This window comes from Cellulomonas fimi (assembly GCF_028527925.1).
Classification (GTDB): Bacteria; Actinomycetota; Actinomycetes; order Actinomycetales; family Cellulomonadaceae; genus Cellulomonas; species Cellulomonas fimi_C.
On sequence record NZ_JAPESW010000013.1, the window covers coordinates 32,965 to 49,989 of the forward strand.

The following is a 17,025-nucleotide window of genomic DNA, read 5'->3' on the forward strand; positions in this document are numbered from 1 at the left end:
CGTACACCTGGTGCTCAGCGGCCGTCTGCGGTCGAGGCGTCGGATCGTGCGGCCGTGCCTGACGCGACGTGCGCGGACTGGCCGGTCGCACCGGGCTCGCCCGCAGGGATGGGCTCGGCGACGACGGCCGTGCCGTAGACGCAGACCTCGCTGAACTGCCCGACGGAGCCGGTGTCGAACCGCATCGCGACGATCGCGTTGGCGCCGCGCTGCACGGCCTCGTCGACCATGCGCCGCATCACCTCGTGCCGGCTCTCGTACATGATCGTCGTGTACTCGGGGATCTCCCCGCCGCCGATCGAGCGCAGGCTCGCGGTGAGGCTGCCGCCGATGTTCGTCGAGCGGACCGTCAGGCCCATGACCTCGCCGAGCACGGCCTGCACGCGGTAGCCGGGGATCTCGTTCGTCGTCACCACGATCACGCGCGCATCGTGTCACGCGGCCGCGGCAGCGGGGCAGGACGACGGTGCGGATTCATCCCCTGTCCGCAGCCACGACCCGGTGGTACGTTCGCTCGCAACGCGGTGCTGCAAGTTGCAGCAAGTAGTTGCTGCCGTTCCGAGACCCGGAACCGGTCCGACGCCACGCCCATCCGGCGAGCAGCGCAGCTCGACGTCCGGACCGCCCGCTCACGCCCAGCCGCGCACGACGACGTGCGCCGAGCCCGATCGGAGCCTCTCCGTGACCGCCACCCCCCGCACGCCCGCGCGTGCCGCCCGACCACGCGTGCGACGTGCGGTCGCCGCGCTCGCCGCCCTGCTCGTCGCCGCCGCCGGCCTGACCGCCTCCGTCGCGCCGACCGGAGCGGCGCCGCCCGTGCCGCAACCCGTCGTGCCGTCCGCGAACGGCCGCGGCGACGTCATCCTCAACCTCTTCCAGTGGACCTGGGACGCCGTCGCGAGCGAGTGCACCTCGACGATCGGCCCCGCCGGGTTCGGGTACGTGCAGGTGTCGCCCCCGCAGGAGCACGTCACCGGCGGGCAGTGGTGGACGTCCTACCAGCCGGTGAGCTACCGCATCGAGTCGAAGCTCGGCACGCGCGAGGAGTTCCGCGCGATGGTCTCGACGTGCCGCGCCGCGGGTGTCGGGGTCATCGCCGACGCCGTCCTCAACCACATGACGGGCGCGGACCGGGGGAGCGGCACCGGCGTCGCCGGGTCGTCGTTCGGTGTCGACTCGTTCCCGGGGATCTACGGTGCGGCCGACTTCAACGACTGCCGGTCCAACATCGCGAGCTACGGCGACCGCTACCAGGTGCAGAACTGCCGGCTGGTGTCGCTGCAGGACCTGCGCACCGGTTCGTCGTACGTCCGGGACCGGCTCGCCGGGTACCTGAACGACCTGCTGAGCCTCGGCGTCGCGGGCTTCCGCATCGACGCCGCCAAGCACATCCCCGCCGCCGACCTCGCCGCGATCAAGAGCCGGCTCACGAACCCGGACGTGTTCTGGGTGCACGAGGTCATCGGCGCGAGCGGTGAGCCCGTCCAGCCGTCCGAGTACCTCGGCAGCGGCGACTCGCACGAGTTCTTCTACGGCCGCCGGCTCAAGGCGGCCTTCGACGGCAACCTCGCCGACCTGCGCACGATCGCCGACGGGCTGCTGCCGTCGTCGTCGGCGGGGACGTTCGTCGACAACCACGACACCGAGCGCAACGGCGAGACGCTCAGCTACAAGCGCGGCGCCGAGTACCGGCTCGCGAACGTGTTCCTGCTCGCGCACCCCTACGGCGCGCCGTCCGTCTACAGCGGCTACACCCGGGACGACAAGGACGCCGGCGCGCCCGGTGCCTCGGCGACGAGCGTGCCCGACGCGTCGTGCGCCGACAGCCGGTGGGTCTGCACGCAGCGGTGGACCGAGGTGCAGGGCATGGTCGGCTTCCACAACACCGTCGGCAGCGCGCCGCTCGTGCAGTGGACCGACGACGGCTCGCAGCTCATCGGGTTCGGGCGCGGCGACCGCGGGTACGTCGCGCTCAACGACCACGACCAGCCCGTCACGCGCACCTTCCAGACGTCGATGCCCGCGGGCTCCTACTGCGACGTCGTCGCGTCCGCGACCTGCGCGTCGACCGTGACCGTGTCGTCGTCGGGCACCTTCACCGCGACCGTCCCCGCGCACGGCGCCGTCGCGATCCACGTCGGCCGTCCCGGCGGGCAGCCGACCGCGAGCACGACCGTCTACTACGCGACGACGCCCGGCTGGTCCGCCTACCGGATCCACCACCGCGTCGGCTCCGGCGCGTGGACGGCCGTCCCCGGCGTCGAGATGGCGCCCGCGTGCACCGGCTGGGTGTCGCGCGAGATCGCGACCGGCGGAGCAACCGTGACCGCCGCGTTCACCAACGGCACCGGGACGTGGGACAACAACGGCGGCCGCGACTACACGCTCACCGGCGCGGCCGTGCGCGTCGACGGCGGCGTCGTCACGCCCGGCAGCCCCTGCGGGTCCACACCGACGCCCACCCCGACGCCGACGCCCACCCCGACCTCGTCGACTGCTGTCGTCTCGTTCGGCGTGCAGGCCACGACGGCGTGGGGCCAGAACGTCTTCGTGGTCGGCGACGCCGGCGTGCTCGGCGGCTGGGACCCGGCGCGCGCCGTCCCGCTCTCGTCGGCCGCCTACCCCGTGTGGCGCGCGTCGGTCACGCTGCCCGCGGGCGCGACGGTGCAGTACAAGTACGTCCGGAAGGATGCCGCGGGTGCCGTGACGTGGGAGAGCGGGGCGAACCGCACGGTGACCGTGCCGTCGTCGGGGACGCTCACGCTCGACGACGCCTGGCGCTGAGACCGCACGCGGCCCGTCCTCCGACCACGGACGGGCCGCGTGCTCGCCGAGGATCGGTGCCGTGTCGCGTCGGCGTCGCAGCGGTCCGCGCCACCGGGGGCGCACCGCCGTCCGACCGGGCCGACAGCCGCAGCGCGGGGACGACGACCGCTGTCGCGTCAGCCCTTCGCGGCCTTGGCGGCCGCCTTCGCCGCCTGCTTCGTCGCGCGGACCTCGGCGAGCGACGTCGGGTCGGTCACGTCGGCGATCGACCGGCGCGCGTCGACCTCGCCGTAAGCGCCGGACGCCTCGCGCCAGCCCTCGGGCTCCACGCCGTACTGCTTCCCGAGCAGCGCGAGGAAGATCCGCGCCTTCTGGTCGCCGAACCCGGGCAGCGCCTTGAGGCGCTTGAGCACCGTCGCGCCGTCCGGGTCGCCCGTCGTCCAGATGCGGGCGACGTCGCCGTGGTAGGTCTCGACGATCTCGCGCGCGACCGCCTGGATGCGGCCCGCCATCGAGCCGGGGTAGCGGTGCACCGCCGGCGGGGTCGAGCACAGCGCGACGAACTCGTCGGGGTCGGCGTCCGCGACCTGGTGCACGTCGAGCCCGCCCATGCGCTCAGCGATCTTCGCCGGCCCGGCGAACGCGCTCTCCATCGTCACCTGCTGGTCGAGCAGCATCCCGATCAGGAGCGCGAACGGGTCCTCGGAGAGCAGTCGGTCCGCGGCGTAGTCGCCGGTCAGCCAGAGCGTCATGCGCCCATCCTGGCCTGCGCGCCCGGCGCGTGGGCACCCGGCGCGTCGACGAGCGTGTCGAGGTCGGCGGGCTCGTCGACGTCGTGCCGCAGCGTGGAGTCGACCGGCAGCTCGAGCGCGACGTGCCCGGCGGCGGTGTGGCGCGCGGACGAGCCGGTGCCGAAGGCGGGTCGCAGGGCGGATCCGGGGGCGGCGGTGAGCAGCGTCGTGCCCGTGCCGGCCGCGTCGGGGACGTGCGTGCGGGGGTGGGCGGCGGCCCGACGCAACGCCTCGTCGAGGTCGGCGGGACGCAGCCGGGGAAGGTCACCGAGCAGTGCGGCGACCGGTGCGTCCGGGGTGCGGGCGCGCACGACCGCCTCGCCCGCCAGGACTGCCGCGTCGAGCCCGCCGCCCGGCGGCTCGTCGACGACGACCGCGCCGCCGCGCTGCGCCCACGACGCGAGCACCCGGTCGGGCGTCACGAGCACCACACCCTCGACCTCGGAGGCGGCCGACGCCGCGGCGAGCGTGTCGAGGGCCATCGAGCGGACGAACCGGCCGCGCTCGCCCGGTGCGAGGACGTCGGCGAGGCGGGACTTGCCCCGGTCGGCGTCCTTGACGGGGACGACGACCCACCATCCGGTCACGGCGCCCGGTCCACGAGGGAGAGCGCCCGCGCGGCGATCGCGGCGGTCGCGGGGACGTCCGTCATGAGGGTCGGGGCGGACTCGACGCGCCATCCCTCGGACCGCAGCGGCTCGACGACCGCCGCGTCGGTGTCGTCGACGAGCCACGCGTCGAGCACGCCGCCGTCGGCCCGGCGGCCGTAGTGACGTGCGACCGCGTCGGCCGCGGTCTCGACGCCGATCGCCGTGAGGCACGCGTCGGCCATGCCGCGCACGGGTGCGCCGCCGATCACCGGGCTGACGCCGACGACCGGGGCGGGCGTGGCGCGCAGCGCGTCGCGGATGCCGGGCACGCCGAGGATCGTGCCGACGGACACGACGGGGTTCGACGGCGGCACCATGACGACGTCCGCGTCGGCGAGCGCGTCGAGCACGCCGGGGGCCGGCTCGGCGACGGCCACGTCGGCCTGGTGGAAGGCGCGCGCGGGGATCGAGGCGCGGTGCAGCACCCACCACTCCTCGAAGTGCATCGTGCGGCCGTCGACGGTCTCGACCGACGTCTCGACCTCGCTGTCCGTCATCGGCAGCAGCGTCACGCCCGGCTTCCACCGCTCGGCGAGCCGGGCGGTCACGGTGGACAGTGGGATGCCGGACAGCAGCAGCTCGGTGCGGGCCAGGTGGGTCGCGAGGTCGAGGTCGCCGAGCGTGAACCACTCCCAGCCGAGCCCGTAGGCGGCGAGGTCGTCGGACACGCGGCGGCTCTCGTCACGGCGGCCCCAGCCCTGCTCCTCGTGCACCACGCCGCCGAGCGTGTACATGAGGGTGTCGAGGTCGGGGCAGACGCGCACGCCGTGCAGCCAGAGGTCGTCGCCGGTGTTGGCCACGACCGTGACCTGCGCGGTCGTGCCGCCGGAGCCGTCGGGCAGCCGGTCGCGCAGCAGCGCGAGCAGCCCGCGCGTGAAGCGCGCGCCGCCGACGCCGCCGGACAGGACGGTGATCCTCATGCTTCTCCTGCGGTGACGGGAGCGGGTGCCGGGCGGGGCGCGGGCTCGTGGAACGCGATGACGGGCCGCCCCGTGCGCGGGTGCTCGAGGACGTCGGCGTCGACTCCGTAGACCTCGCGCAGCAGCGCGGGCCGCAGCACCTCGCGCGGGTGACCGGCCGCCGCGAGGCGTCCGCCGGACAGCACGACGACGTGCTCGCAGAACGCGGCCGCGAGGTTGAGGTCGTGCAGCGCCGCGACGGTCGTGGTGCCGAGGTCGCGCACGAACGCGAGCAGCGCGAGCTGCGCGCTGACGTCGAGGTGGTTGGTCGGCTCGTCGAGCAGCAGCAGCTCGGGCTCCTGCGCGAGCGCGCGAGCGACGTGCACGCGCTGCCGTTCGCCGCCCGACAGGGAGGACCACGCACGACCGGCGAGGTGGGCGGCGTCGGCGGCGTGCAGGGCGCGGTCGACCGCGTCGTCGTCCGGGTCCGCGCCCCACAGCGAGCGGTAGGGGATGCGGCCGAGCGCGACGACCTCGCGGACCGTGAGCGGGACACTGCTCGAGGACTCCTGCTCGAGCAGCGCGATCTGGCGGGCGCGCTCGCGACGCCCCATCTCCGCGACCGGCGTCGCCGACCCGCCCGTGCCCACGAGCACCGCGCCGCGCTCGGGCGTGAGCAGCCCCGCGACGAGGCGCAGCAGCGTCGTCTTGCCGGCGCCGTTGGGGCCGAGCAGGCCGGTCAGACGTCCGGGCGGCGGGGTCGCGTCGACGCCGTCGACGACCCACCGGCCGCCGAGGCGCGTGCCGACACCGCTGATCGTCAGGTCCACGCCGACCCCCGGCCCCGGCGCAGCAGCACCGCGAACACCGGCACGCCGATGAGTGCCGTCACGATCCCGACGGGCAGCTCGCGCGGGTCGAAGAGCGTGCGCGCGAGCGTGTCCGCCCAGACGAGGAACACCGCGCCGGCGAGCGCCGCGACGGGCAGCAGGCGGCGGTGCGCGGGGCCGGTGAGCGACCCGACGGCGTGCGGCAGCACGAGCCCGACGAAGCCGATCGCGCCGCTCACCGCGACCATCGCGCCCGTGAGCAGCGCGACGAGCGTCATGAGCGTCCACCGCGTGCGGTCGACGCCGACGCCGAGCGCGGCGGCGGCCGTGTCGCCGAACGCGAACGCGTCGAGCCGTACGCCGGCGAGCACGACGAGCGTCCCGACGACCAGCACCGCGCCGCCGGCGATCGCGACCGACGACCACGTGGCGCCCGCGAGCGAGCCGAGCAGCCAGGACAGGATCTCGCGGTAGGAGTCGCCGGTCGCGGTCCAGAAGATGACGAACGACGTGCCCGCGGCGCACAGCTGCGACACGGCCAGCCCGGCGAGCACCGTGCGGCCCGGCGTCAGCGTGCCACCCGAGCGGGCCAGCGCGAGCGTCGCCACCAGCGCCGCCATCGCCCCGACGAACGCGGCGACCGGCAGCAGAACGGTGACGCCGACGACGAGCACCGCGACGGCCCCGAGCGACGCGCCCGACGACAGCCCCAGGAGGTAGGGGTCGGCGAGCGGGTTGCGCGTGAGGCTCTGCATGACGGCACCGGCGAGCGCCAGTCCCGCGCCCACCGCGGCTGCCGTGAGCACGCGGGGCAGGCGCAGCTCCCAGACGATCGCGTCGTGCAGGGGCGCGACGGGTGCGACGTCGAGCCCGAGGTGCCCGGCGATGCTGCGCGCGACCTCGCCGACGCTCAGGTCGGCCGGCCCGATCGTCACGGTGACGAGGACCGTGCCGACGAGCGCCACGAGGCCGACGGCGACGAGGAGCGCGAGCCGGGTGCGCGCGGGCGCCGCCGTCGGCGGGGCGGGCGGCGCGGTGGTGCGGGGGACGGTGGCGGTCGTCGTCGTCACCCCTCGGCCGGCGCGTCGTCCAGCGCGGCGACCTGCTCGGCGATCGACGCGACGGCCTCGGCGTTGCGCACACCGGCCTCGGTCGCCGCGAACGGCACGGTGACGTAGCGCTTCTCGCGCACCGCGGTGAGCTGCGACGTCGCCGGGTTGGACTCGAGCAGCGCGATCTTGCTGTCGGCGGTGTTCCACGACGCGTCGACGAGCACGATCACGTCGGGGTCGGCTGCGACGACCTGCTCCCACCCGACCGACGTCCACGTGTCGTGCACGTCGCCGAAGACGTTGGTCAGCCCGGCGGCGTCGAGGATCATCTGCGGCGCGCCGATGCCTGCGCCGACGTACGGGCTGTCGGTGCCCGACGAGTACCAGAGCGCGGTCGTCGGCCCGGCGGGCTGCTCGACGTCCGCGAGCGTCTCGCGCTGCGCCGCGATGAGCTCCTCGGCGCGGTCCTGCACGCCGAACAGCGACGCGACCTCACGGATCTCGTCCTCGACGACGTCGAACGTCAGCGGGTCGGGCTGGTAGCCCTCCTCCTTGCACGCGGCGGGGGAGACGTAGGTGCCGATCCCCAGCGCGGCCAGCCCGGCGCGGTCGCCCGCGCCGTCCGCGGAGAAGTTCGACTCCCACCCCGCGTAGACGAAGTCCGGCTCGAGCGCGAGCAGCGCCTCCTGGCCGGGCACCTTGTCGGACACGACAGGGATCGCGTCGTACGCGTCGGCCCACTGCTCCGGCACCGGTCCGTCGGCGAACGCGGTGCCGACGACACGGTCCTCGAGGCCGAGCGCGAGCAGCATCTCGGTCGACGTCGACTTGACGGTCACGACGCGCTCGGGCGGGGCGTCGACGGTCACGGGCGTGCCGCAGTTGTCGAGGTCGACGGGCGTGAAGCCGCCGGGCTGCGACGCGGCAGCGGTCGGCGACGAGGTGCCCGACGCGTCGGACGCGCACGCCGACAGCCCGAGGGCGAGCGCGGCAGCGGCGACGAGGGGCACGAGGGGACGGCGGGTGGGGCGGGGCATCGACACTCCGGGACTGGACGCAGGGGCGACCCCTGCTCGGGCGGGGGTGCGCTGCGCTGCGCACGACGGGACGGGTGCACGTCGCACCCCGGAGGGCCGCCGAGTGCCGGGCGGCTCGACCCGGTCAGCAGGACCGGGTTCCGTCTCCCACCCTAGGCCGCTGCGGCACCGGTTCCGCAACCTGGCGTCCGCGGTGCGACCTGCGGCGTCACGGGCGGGCGGCGAGCGCGAGGGCCTGGGCGACCTCGGCGACGTCGTCGGACAGCAGTCCGACCGTGACGCGCAGGTGCGGGGCCTGGTCGTCGGCGCCGTTCGCGACGAACGGCGTGCCGGGCGCCGCGCGGATCCCCGCGGCCTCGAGCCGCAGGAGCGCGGTGCGCTCGTCGTGCACCGGCAGCCACAGGTTGATGCCGTCGCCGCCGTCGACGTGCACGTCGAGCGTCGCGAGCGCGGTCGTGAGCGCGCGGCGGCGTGCGAAGTAGACGCGGCGGGCGTGCGCGACGGCGTCGATCGCGGCGGGGTCGGTGAGCAGGTCGACGAGCACGTGCTGCAGCAGGCGGCTGGTCCAGCCGGGGCCGAGCATGCGGCGTGCGACGAGCGCGTCGAGCACGCGGGCGGGCCCGCCGACGGCCGCGAGCCGCAGGTCGGGTCCGTGCGACTTCGAGTACGAGCGGACGTGCACGGTCGCGTCGGGCAGCCAGGTCCCGAGCGAGACGTCGCGCGCGGACGAGATCTGCCCGCAGTGGTCGTCCTCGATCACGGTCACGGCGGTCGCCGCGGGCACGCGGCGGACGACGGCGGCGAGCTCACGGGCACGCGTCGGGGTCAGCGACACCCCCGTCGGGTTCTGCGCGCGCGGCTGCAGCACGACGACGCTCGCGCCGGCCGCCAGCGCACGGGCCAGGGAGTCGGGGCGCATGCCGTTGCGGTCGAGCGCGACGGGCACGCGCTGGAGGCCGAGCTGGTCGAGCAGGTCGAACAGCGGCGGGAAGCCGGGGTCCTCGACGGCCACCCGGTCGCCGAACGACGCGACCTGCTCGAGCGTGCGGCTGATCGCGTCGACCGCGCCGTCGACGACCGTGAGCCGCTGCGGCACGAACGGCCACGACTCGCGCAGCAGGGACTCGAGCTCGGGCACGAGCGGCGCCGACAGGTAGGTGCCGGCCTCGGCCGCGGGTGTGCGGGCGGCGACGCGCGCGAGCGCGGGACCGAGCGAGGGGAGCAGGTCGGGGTCGGGCGTGCCGGTCGACAGGTCGAGCCGGGCCGGTGCGCCCTCCGCGAGGTCGCGGTAGCGCGGCGGGAGCCAGGCCGCGGGCGGCGGGAGGACGAACGTGCCGGCACGCCCGCGCGACGCGACGAGCCCGACGGTCGCGAGGGCCTGGAACGCGCCGCTCACCGTCGCGGGGCTCACGCCCAGGTCGACGGCGAGCGCCCGGACGGTCGGCAGCCGGTCGCCGGGGACGAGCTCGCCGCCGTGCACCAGCCGGGCCACCGCGGCCGCGATGCCGCGCGGCGACCGGTCGTCGACGTGGGTGGCCAGGTCCATGGCCGCAGCATGCCCGGGGCGACGACGCCGACCCGGCGAAGCACCGGACGATCCGGACGCCGGTCGCAGGTGTTTACACGCGGCCCGTCGTTGTTCGCGCGGCGGAAACGAGGGGTAACCCCGCAGAAATGTTCAACGCCGACAGTCACATTCCAGGCGACGGGGCCCGGCCCGGCAGGCAGGACCCGTCGCACGACGTGGGACCGCGGCACCGCGGCCGGGACCCGCCGCCGGCCGACCGAGGACCGGAGGACCCCATGACCGTCGTACGCGTCGCATTCACCCAGGCCACCTGGACGGGCGACAAGGAGTCGATGATCGCGCTGCACGAGGCGTGGACGCGCGAGGCCGCGTCGGCCGGTGCGCAGGTGATCTGCTTCCAGGAGCTGTTCTACGGGCCGTACTTCGGCATCACGCAGGACACCGCCTACTACGACTACGCGGAGTCCGTCCCAGGCCCGACGACGGAGCGGTTCGCGGCGCTCGCGGCCGAGCTGGGCATCGTGATCGTCCTGCCGGTGTACGAGGAGGACCAGCCGGGCGTGCTCTACAACACGGCCGCGGTGATCGACGCGGACGGCTCCTACCTCGGCAAGTACCGCAAGCACCACATCCCGCACCTGCCCAAGTTCTGGGAGAAGTTCTACTTCCGCCCCGGCAACCTCGGGTACCCGGTGTTCGAGACGGCCGTCGGGAAGATCGGCGTCAACATCTGCTACGACCGGCACTTCCCCGAGGGCTGGCGCGTGCTCGCGCTCAACGGCGCCGAGATCGTCTTCAACCCGAACGCGACCGCGCCCGGCATCTCCAACAAGCTCTGGGAGATCGAGCAGCCCGCGGCCGCGGTCGCGAACGGCTACTTCGTCGTCGCGAACAACCGGGTCGGGCTCGAGGACAACGAGTACGGCGACGAGGCGGTCGCGTTCTACGGCTCGTCGTACGCGGTCGGGCCCGACGGCAACTACGTCGGCGAGGTCGGGTCGAGCACCGAGGACCAGCTGCTGATCCGCGACCTCGACCTCGACCAGATCCGGCAGGTCCGCGAGCGCTGGCAGTTCTTCCGCGACCGCCGGCCCGACGCCTACGGCGCGATCGTCGCCCCCTGACCCGGCACCCAGCGGAGAGGACGTCCGAGTGAAGACCCTCATCACCGGCGGGACCGTCGTCAGCGCGACGGGCCGCACCCCGGCCGACGTGCTCGTCGACGGCGAGACCATCGCCGCGGTGCTCGCACCCGGCTCGACGCTGCTCGGCTTCGACCTCGCGGCGCACGTCGACCGCGTGATCGACGCGACCGGCAAGTACGTCATCCCCGGCGGCGTCGACGCGCACACGCACATGGAGCTGCCGTTCGGCGGCACCGCGGCGTCCGACACGTTCGAGACGGGCACGCGCGCCGCGGCGTGGGGCGGCACGACGACGATCGTCGACTTCGCGGTGCAGCGCGCGGGGGAGCGGGTCATGGACGGCCTCGCGGCCTGGCACGAGAAGGCGGCCGGGCGGTGCGCGGTCGACTACGCGTTCCACCAGATCGTCGGCGGCGTCGACGACGACAGCCTCAAGGCCATGGAGGGCCTCGTCGCGGAGGGCGTCACGAGCTACAAGCTCTTCATGGCGTACCCGGGCGTCTTCTACGCCGACGACGCGCAGATCGTGCGGGCCATGCAGAAGGCCGCCGACCTCGGGCTGCTCACGATGATGCACGCGGAGAACGGGCCGGCGATCGACGTCCTCGCGGCACAGCTCGTCGAGCAGGGCAGGACCGGCCCCTACTTCCACGGGATCGCGCGCGCCTGGCAGCTCGAGGAGGAGGCGACGCACCGCGCGATCATGCTCGCCGACCTCACGAACGCGCCGCTGTACGTCGTGCACGTGAGCGCCAAGCAGGCCGTCCAGCAGCTCGCGTGGGCCCGCGACAACGGCAAGAACGTGTTCGGCGAGACGTGCCCGCAGTACCTCTACCTCTCGCTCGAGGAGCAGCTCGGGGCGCCCGGGTTCGAGGGTGCGAAGTGGGTGTGCTCGACGCCCCTGCGCTCACGCGCCGAGGGGCACCAGGACCACATGTGGCAGGCGCTGCGCACCAACGACCTGCAGATGGTCTCGACCGACCACTGCCCGTTCTGCATGAAGGGACAGAAGGAGCTCGGGCTGAGCGACTTCCGGGCGATCCCTAACGGCATCGGGTCCGTCGAGCACCGCATGGACCTCATGTACCAGGGCGTCGTCACGGGCGAGATCACGCTCGAGCGGTGGGTCGAGCTCACGTCGACGACGCCCGCGCGGATGTTCGGGCTGTACGGCCGCAAGGGCGTCATCGCGCCCGGGGCCGACGCGGACGTCGTCGTCTACGACCCCGCGGGCCACACGTCCATCGGCGTCGGCGAGGGCAGGACCCACCACATGAACATGGACCACTCCGCGTGGGAGGGCTTCGAGGTCGACGGGCACGTCGACGTCGTCCTGTCCCGCGGGTCGGTGGTCGTCGACGACGCGGGGTACCACGGCCGGGCCGGCCACGGGCGCTACCTCAAGCGCGACCTGTCGCAGTACCTCGTCTGACCCGCGTCCCCACGCCCCGGAAGGAGGACCGCCCGTGGACTTCGGTGTCGTCCTGCAGACCAACCCGCCCGCCTGGCGGACCGTCGAGCTCGCCCGCCAGGCCGAGACGCACGGCTTCGACTACGTGTGGACGTTCGACTCGCACCTGCTGTGGCAGGAGCCGTTCGTCGTGTACTCGGCGATCCTCGCCGCGACGCGCAAGGTGATCGTCGGGCCGATGGTCACCAACCCCGCGACCCGGGACTGGACCGTCACGGCGTCGCTCTTCGCGACGCTCAACGAGATGTTCGGCAACCGGACGGTGTGCGGCATCGGCCGCGGCGACTCCGCGGTCCGCACGCTCAACGGCCGACCGTCGAACCTCGCGACGCTGCGCGAGTCGATCCACGTGATCCGCGAGCTCGCGAACGACCGGGCCGTCGAGGTCAACGGCCGGACCGTTCGATTCCCGTGGGCCAAGGGCTCCGCGCTCGACGTCTGGGTCGCCGCGTACGGGCCGCTCGCGCTCAAGCTCACGGGCGAGGTCGGCGACGGCTTCATCCTCCAGCTCGCCGACCCCGACATCGCCGCCTGGACGATCAAGGTCGTCCGCGACGCCGCCGAGGCCGCCGGGCGCGACCCCGACGCGATCCAGTTCTGCGTCGCCGCACCCGCGTACGTCGGCGACGGCGACTCGCCCGCCGCCCGCGCGCACATGCGCGAGCAGTGCCGCTGGTTCGGCGGCATGGTCGGCAACCACGTGGCCGACATCGTCGCGCGCTACGGCACCGACAGCACCGTGCCGAAGGCGCTCACCGACTACATCAAGGCGCGCGAGGGCTACGACTACAACGAGCACGGCCGCGCCGGGAACTCGCACACGTCCTTCGTGCCCGACGAGATCGTCGAGCGGTTCTGCCTGCTCGGCAGCCCGCGCGAGCACGTCGAGAAGCTCGAGGCGCTGCGCGACCTCGGCGTGACGCAGTTCGCCGCCTACCTCCAGCACGACAACAAGGAGGAGACGATGCGGCTCTACGGCGAGCGGGTCATCCCCGCGCTCGCGGACACCGTCGTGGCGACCGCATGACGACGGGCCGGCGCGCCGCGCGGTCGGCGCTCTGGGGCGCCGCGGCGCTCGTGCTGCTCGTGGTGCTGTGGGAGGTCGTCAAGGTCGTCGTCCCCGACACCGGGTGGCACGTCGGCGAGGCGAGCGTCCTGCCGCGCACCGACGACGTCGCGATGCCGCACGTGTGGGAGATCGTCACCCGGATCGGTGAGCCCGAGACGTCCGCGACCGGTGCGCCGACCGTGCTCGTCGCGATGCTGCAGGCGTGCTGGTTCACGCTGCGCGTCGCGGCCGCGGGGTGGGTGCTGGGCGTCGTCGGCGGCGTGGCGGTCGCGGTCGTCATGCAGCGCTCGCGGATCGCGGAGTCGGCGCTGCTGCCGTGGGTCGTGCTGTCGCAGACCGTGCCGCTCGTCGCGCTGGCGCCGCTCGTCGTGGGGTGGGGCGGACGCATCCAACTCGGCGCGCTCGAGTGGCAGAAGTGGATGTCGGTCGCGCTCATCGCGTCCTACCTCGCGTTCTTCCCCGTCGCGGTCGGCATGCTGCGCGGCCTGCAGTCGCCCACGACCGCGCAGGTCGAGCTGTTCCGGGCGCAGGCCGCGTCGTGGAGCCGGACGCTGGTCTCGCTGCGGCTGCCCGCGTCCGTCCCGTACCTGCTGCCCGCGCTGCGGCTCGCCGCGGCCACGGCCGTCGTCGGCGCGATCGTCGCCGAGGTGTCGACCGGCACCAAGGGCGGCATCGGCCGGCTCGTCATCGCCTACGCCCAGGCCGCGAGCGGGGACCCCGCCAAGCCGTGGGCGGCCATCCTCGCCGCCGCCGTGCTCGGCCTCGTCGCCGCCGGCCTCGTCACCCTGCTCGGGCTCGGCCTGGGCCGCTACCGCCACGCGGAGGTCTCATGAGCGACGTCACCACCGCCCCGGACGCCACCGGCTCGTCGCCGTCCGCCGTGTCGGCCGGGCCCACGCCTGCCGGACCCGCGACCGCCGTCGACGTGCGCGGCGTGTCCAAGGTGTTCACCACGAAGGCCGGCACGGTCACCGCGCTCGACGACATCCACCTGACCGTCGCCGCGGGCGAGTTCGTCTCGCTCATCGGCCCGTCAGGCTGCGGCAAGTCGACGCTGCTGCGGCTGATCGCGGACCTCGACCAGCCCACGTCGGGCGAGCTCGAGGTGTTCGGGCGCTCGCCGCGCGTCGCCCGCGAGGCGCAGTACTACGGCATCGCGTTCCAGCAGGCGGGCCTCCTGCCGTGGCGCACGGTGACGGCCAACGTCGAGCTGCCGCTCGAGCTGCACGGCGTCGGCCGGCGCGAGCGGGCCGCGCGCGCCGCCGAGCTGCTGGCGCTCGTCGGGCTCACCGAGTTCGCCGGGCACTTCCCGCACCAGCTCTCGGGCGGCATGCAGCAGCGCGTCGCGATCGCCCGGTCGCTCGCCGAGAGCCCGAGCCTGCTCCTCATGGACGAGCCGTTCGGCGCGCTCGACGAGATGACGCGCGAACGCATGCAGACCGAGCTCGTGCGGCTGTGCGCCGAGTCCGGGGCGGCCGTCGTGTTCGTCACGCACTCGATCCCCGAGGCGGTGTTCCTGTCCCAGCGGGTCGTCGTCATGTCGCCGCGCCCCGGCCGGATCGCGCAGATCGTGCCCGTGGACCTCGCCCGGGCCGACGAGCGCACCGACGACCTGCGGGAGGACACGGCGTTCTTCGCGGCGGTCACCGCGGTGCGGGAGGCGCTGCACGGCGGTCACGGCGCGGACGTCCCGACGCGCGGCGTGGACGTCCGATGAGCGCCACCCGGGTGACCCGGTGGGTCGCACCCGTGCTCGTCGGCGTCCTCGCGCTCGTCGTGTGGCAGGTCGTCGTCGTGACGGCGGACCTGCCGCCGTACCTGCTGCCGAGCCCGACGGCGATCGTCGAGCAGCTCCGCCAGGTGGTGCCGCTCGTGTGGTCGGCGGCGCTCGCGACCGGCGCGAACGTGCTGGTGGGGCTCCTGGTCGGTGCGGTGACGGCGGTGCTCGCGGCGGTCGTCGCGGCGCGCAGCCGGATCGTCGACGGGCTCATGTCACCCACGGCCGCCGCGCTGTCGGTGATGCCGATCGTCGCGCTCGCGCCCGCGCTCAACACGCTGTTCGGCACGACGTCCACGACCCCGCGCCGGCTCGTCGTCGCGGTGGTCGTCTTCGCGCCGGTCTTCGTCAACACGCTGCGCGGTCTGCGGCAGGTGCAGCCCGTGCACCGCGACCTGATGCGCGCGTACGCGGCGTCGTCGTGGCAGGTCACGCGCACGGTCACGGTGCCGGGTGCGCTGCCGTACCTGTTCACCGGGCTGCGGATCGCGTCGTCGACGGGCGTCATCGCGGCCGTCGTCGCGGAGTACTTCGGCGGGCTGCAGAACGGCCTCGGGTCGCGCATCACGGCCGCAGCCGCGAACAGCGCGTACGCCCGAGCGTGGGCGTTCGTGCTCGGCGCGATCCTGCTCGGTCTCGTCCTGTACCTCGCGACGGCCGCGCTCGAACGTGCCGTCGCCCACCGCAACGGCACGGTCCCCGACGGGACCTGACGCCGCCCACCCGTCCCGCCTGCCGACGACGCCAGGTGCGGTCGACCGCGACTCGCCCCCTCCGGCGAGCGCGCCCCGCCAGTGCCGCCCCCCAGGAAGGACCCGAGATGACCCCCACCAGGCGTTCCGCGTGGACCGCGACGGCTGTCGGCGTCGCCACCGCGCTCGTGCTGTCGGCGTGCAGCAGCGGCAGCGGCGACCCCGAGCCCGAGGCGTCGGGCGACTCGGACGGGCTGACCCCCGTCACGCTCCAGCTGCAGTGGTTCACCCAGGCCCAGTTCGCCGGCTACATCGCGGCCGTCGAGCAGGGCTTCTACGAGGACGAGGGCCTCGACGTCGAGATCATCGAGGGCGGCGTCGACATCGTCCCGCAGTCCGTGCTGGCGGACGGCTCCGTCGACTACGCGATCGCGTGGGTGCCCAAGGCGCTCGCGTCGCGCGAGCAGGGCGCGGGCATCACCGACGTCGCGCAGATCTTCCAGCGGTCGGGCACGCTCCAGGTCGCGTTCGCGGACTCGGGCATCTCGTCCGCGGCCGACCTGCGCGGCAAGAAGGTCGGCAACTGGGGCTTCGGCAACGAGTTCGAGCTCTTCGCGGGCATGACGGAGGCGGGCCTCGACCCCGCGACGGACGTCACGCTCGTGCAGCAGCAGTTCGACATGAACGCGCTGCTGTCGGGTGAGATCGACGCCGCCCAGGCCATGACGTACAACGAGTACGCGCAGGTGCTCGAGGCCGTGAACCCCGAGACCGGCGAGCTCTACCAGCCCGAGGACTTCACGGTCGTCGACTGGAACGACGAGGGCACGGCGATGCTCCAGGACGCGATCTGGGCGAACTCCGAGCGGCTCGCGTCCGACGAGGAGTACCAGGAGACGACGGTCAAGTTCCTCAAGGCGAGCCTCGAGGGCTGGATCTGGGTCCGCGACAACCCGGAGGAGGCGCGCGACCTCGTCGTGGCCGCGGGCTCGCAGCTCGGCGCGAGCCACCAGCTCTGGCAGGTCAACGAGGTCAACAAGCTCGTCTGGCCGTCGCCGGGCGGCATCGGGATCATCGACGAGTCGGCCTGGGAGCGGACCGTCGACATCGCCCTCAACACCAAGAACGACCAGGGCGCGACGGTCATCACGGCCGAGCCGAGCGCCGACGCGTACACCAACGAGTACGTCGACAAGGCGCTCGAGGAGCTGCGTGCCGAGGGCGTCGACGTCGACGGCGCCGACTTCCAGGCGGCCGAGGTCACGCTCGAGCCGGGCGGCAACTGACGTCCACCGTGCGGCGCGAGCGCACCCTGCCC

The 17,025-nt window shown here is 74.1% G+C and carries 16 protein-coding genes; 8 read left to right on the forward strand and 8 right to left on the reverse strand.

What is annotated here, in order from left to right; all coding sequences use genetic code 11:
• Positions 1–14: 14 nt before the first annotated feature.
• Entirely contained in the window at positions 15–422 is a 408-nt protein-coding gene (locus tag OMK64_RS08255) for a YbjQ family protein (RefSeq protein ID WP_272727600.1), read from the reverse strand.
• 259 nt (positions 423–681) lie between these two features.
• Between OMK64_RS08255 and OMK64_RS08260 the strand changes: the two genes are divergently transcribed.
• Positions 682–2,784: a carbohydrate-binding module family 20 domain-containing protein gene (locus tag OMK64_RS08260; RefSeq protein WP_272727601.1), complete on the forward strand. Its 2,103-nt coding sequence runs from the start codon at positions 682–684 to the stop codon at positions 2,782–2,784.
• A 158-nt stretch (positions 2,785–2,942) separates the two neighbouring features.
• Here OMK64_RS08260 and OMK64_RS08265 read toward each other — a convergent pair whose 3' ends face one another.
• From OMK64_RS08265 to OMK64_RS08295, 7 genes are all read right to left on the reverse strand, one after another.
• Positions 2,943–3,518 carry an HhH-GPD-type base excision DNA repair protein gene (locus OMK64_RS08265; RefSeq protein ID WP_272727602.1) on the reverse strand — a complete coding sequence of 192 codons (576 nt, stop codon included), beginning with the start codon at positions 3,516–3,518 and terminating at the stop codon, positions 2,943–2,945.
• Positions 3,515–4,144, reverse strand: coding sequence for a 2-phospho-L-lactate guanylyltransferase (gene cofC / locus OMK64_RS08270; protein WP_272727603.1), 630 nt, complete (start codon positions 4,142–4,144; stop codon positions 3,515–3,517). Before cofC ends, OMK64_RS08265 begins: the two co-directional genes overlap by 4 nt.
• Positions 4,141–5,127 (reverse strand): 2-phospho-L-lactate transferase, encoded by a 987-nt coding sequence (gene cofD, locus OMK64_RS08275; protein WP_272727604.1) that lies wholly within the window; start codon positions 5,125–5,127, stop codon positions 4,141–4,143. The genes cofC and cofD overlap by 4 nt, the downstream gene beginning before the upstream one ends.
• Positions 5,124–5,936, reverse strand: coding sequence for a putative F420-0 ABC transporter ATP-binding protein (locus OMK64_RS08280; protein WP_272727605.1), 813 nt, complete (start codon positions 5,934–5,936; stop codon positions 5,124–5,126). The genes cofD and OMK64_RS08280 overlap by 4 nt, the downstream gene beginning before the upstream one ends.
• Positions 5,927–7,006: a putative F420-0 ABC transporter permease subunit gene (locus OMK64_RS08285; protein ID WP_272727606.1), complete on the reverse strand. Its 1,080-nt coding sequence runs from the start codon at positions 7,004–7,006 to the stop codon at positions 5,927–5,929. Before OMK64_RS08285 ends, OMK64_RS08280 begins: the two co-directional genes overlap by 10 nt.
• Positions 7,003–8,025: a putative F420-0 ABC transporter substrate-binding protein gene (locus OMK64_RS08290; protein ID WP_272727607.1), complete on the reverse strand. Its 1,023-nt coding sequence runs from the start codon at positions 8,023–8,025 to the stop codon at positions 7,003–7,005. The genes OMK64_RS08285 and OMK64_RS08290 overlap by 4 nt, the downstream gene beginning before the upstream one ends.
• 208 nt (positions 8,026–8,233) lie before the next feature.
• Positions 8,234–9,571, reverse strand: a complete 1,338-nt coding sequence (locus tag OMK64_RS08295; protein WP_272727608.1) for an aminotransferase class I/II-fold pyridoxal phosphate-dependent enzyme — start codon at positions 9,569–9,571, stop codon at positions 8,234–8,236.
• Between the two features lie 257 nt (positions 9,572–9,828).
• On the opposite strand from OMK64_RS08295, the gene OMK64_RS08300 reads away from it, so the two are divergent.
• The 7 genes from OMK64_RS08300 to OMK64_RS08330 all read left to right on the forward strand — a co-directional run bounded on the left by OMK64_RS08300 (position 9,829) and on the right by OMK64_RS08330 (position 16,993).
• Positions 9,829–10,677, forward strand: coding sequence for a nitrilase-related carbon-nitrogen hydrolase (locus tag OMK64_RS08300; protein ID WP_168677799.1), 849 nt, complete (start codon positions 9,829–9,831; stop codon positions 10,675–10,677).
• A 28-nt stretch (positions 10,678–10,705) separates the two neighbouring features.
• Complete coding sequence (hydA, locus tag OMK64_RS08305; RefSeq protein WP_272727609.1) at positions 10,706–12,130, forward strand: dihydropyrimidinase; 1,425 nt, start codon at positions 10,706–10,708, stop codon at positions 12,128–12,130.
• A gap of 34 nt (positions 12,131–12,164) precedes the next feature.
• A complete protein-coding gene (locus tag OMK64_RS08310; protein ID WP_272727610.1) occupies positions 12,165–13,196 on the forward strand; it encodes a TIGR03842 family LLM class F420-dependent oxidoreductase in 1,032 nt (343 codons plus the stop codon).
• Positions 13,193–14,071, forward strand: a complete 879-nt coding sequence (locus OMK64_RS08315; protein ID WP_272727611.1) for an ABC transporter permease — start codon at positions 13,193–13,195, stop codon at positions 14,069–14,071. Before OMK64_RS08310 ends, OMK64_RS08315 begins: the two co-directional genes overlap by 4 nt.
• The gene (locus OMK64_RS08320) at positions 14,068–14,955 is read left to right on the forward strand and encodes an ABC transporter ATP-binding protein (RefSeq protein ID WP_272727612.1); all 888 of its coding nucleotides are present in this window, start codon (positions 14,068–14,070) and stop codon (positions 14,953–14,955) included. Before OMK64_RS08315 ends, OMK64_RS08320 begins: the two co-directional genes overlap by 4 nt.
• Positions 14,952–15,728, forward strand: a complete 777-nt coding sequence (locus OMK64_RS08325; protein WP_272727613.1) for an ABC transporter permease — start codon at positions 14,952–14,954, stop codon at positions 15,726–15,728. Before OMK64_RS08320 ends, OMK64_RS08325 begins: the two co-directional genes overlap by 4 nt.
• Positions 15,729–15,835: 107 nt before the next feature.
• Positions 15,836–16,993, forward strand: coding sequence for an ABC transporter substrate-binding protein (locus OMK64_RS08330; protein WP_272727614.1), 1,158 nt, complete (start codon positions 15,836–15,838; stop codon positions 16,991–16,993).
• Positions 16,994–17,025: the final 32 nt, after the last annotated feature.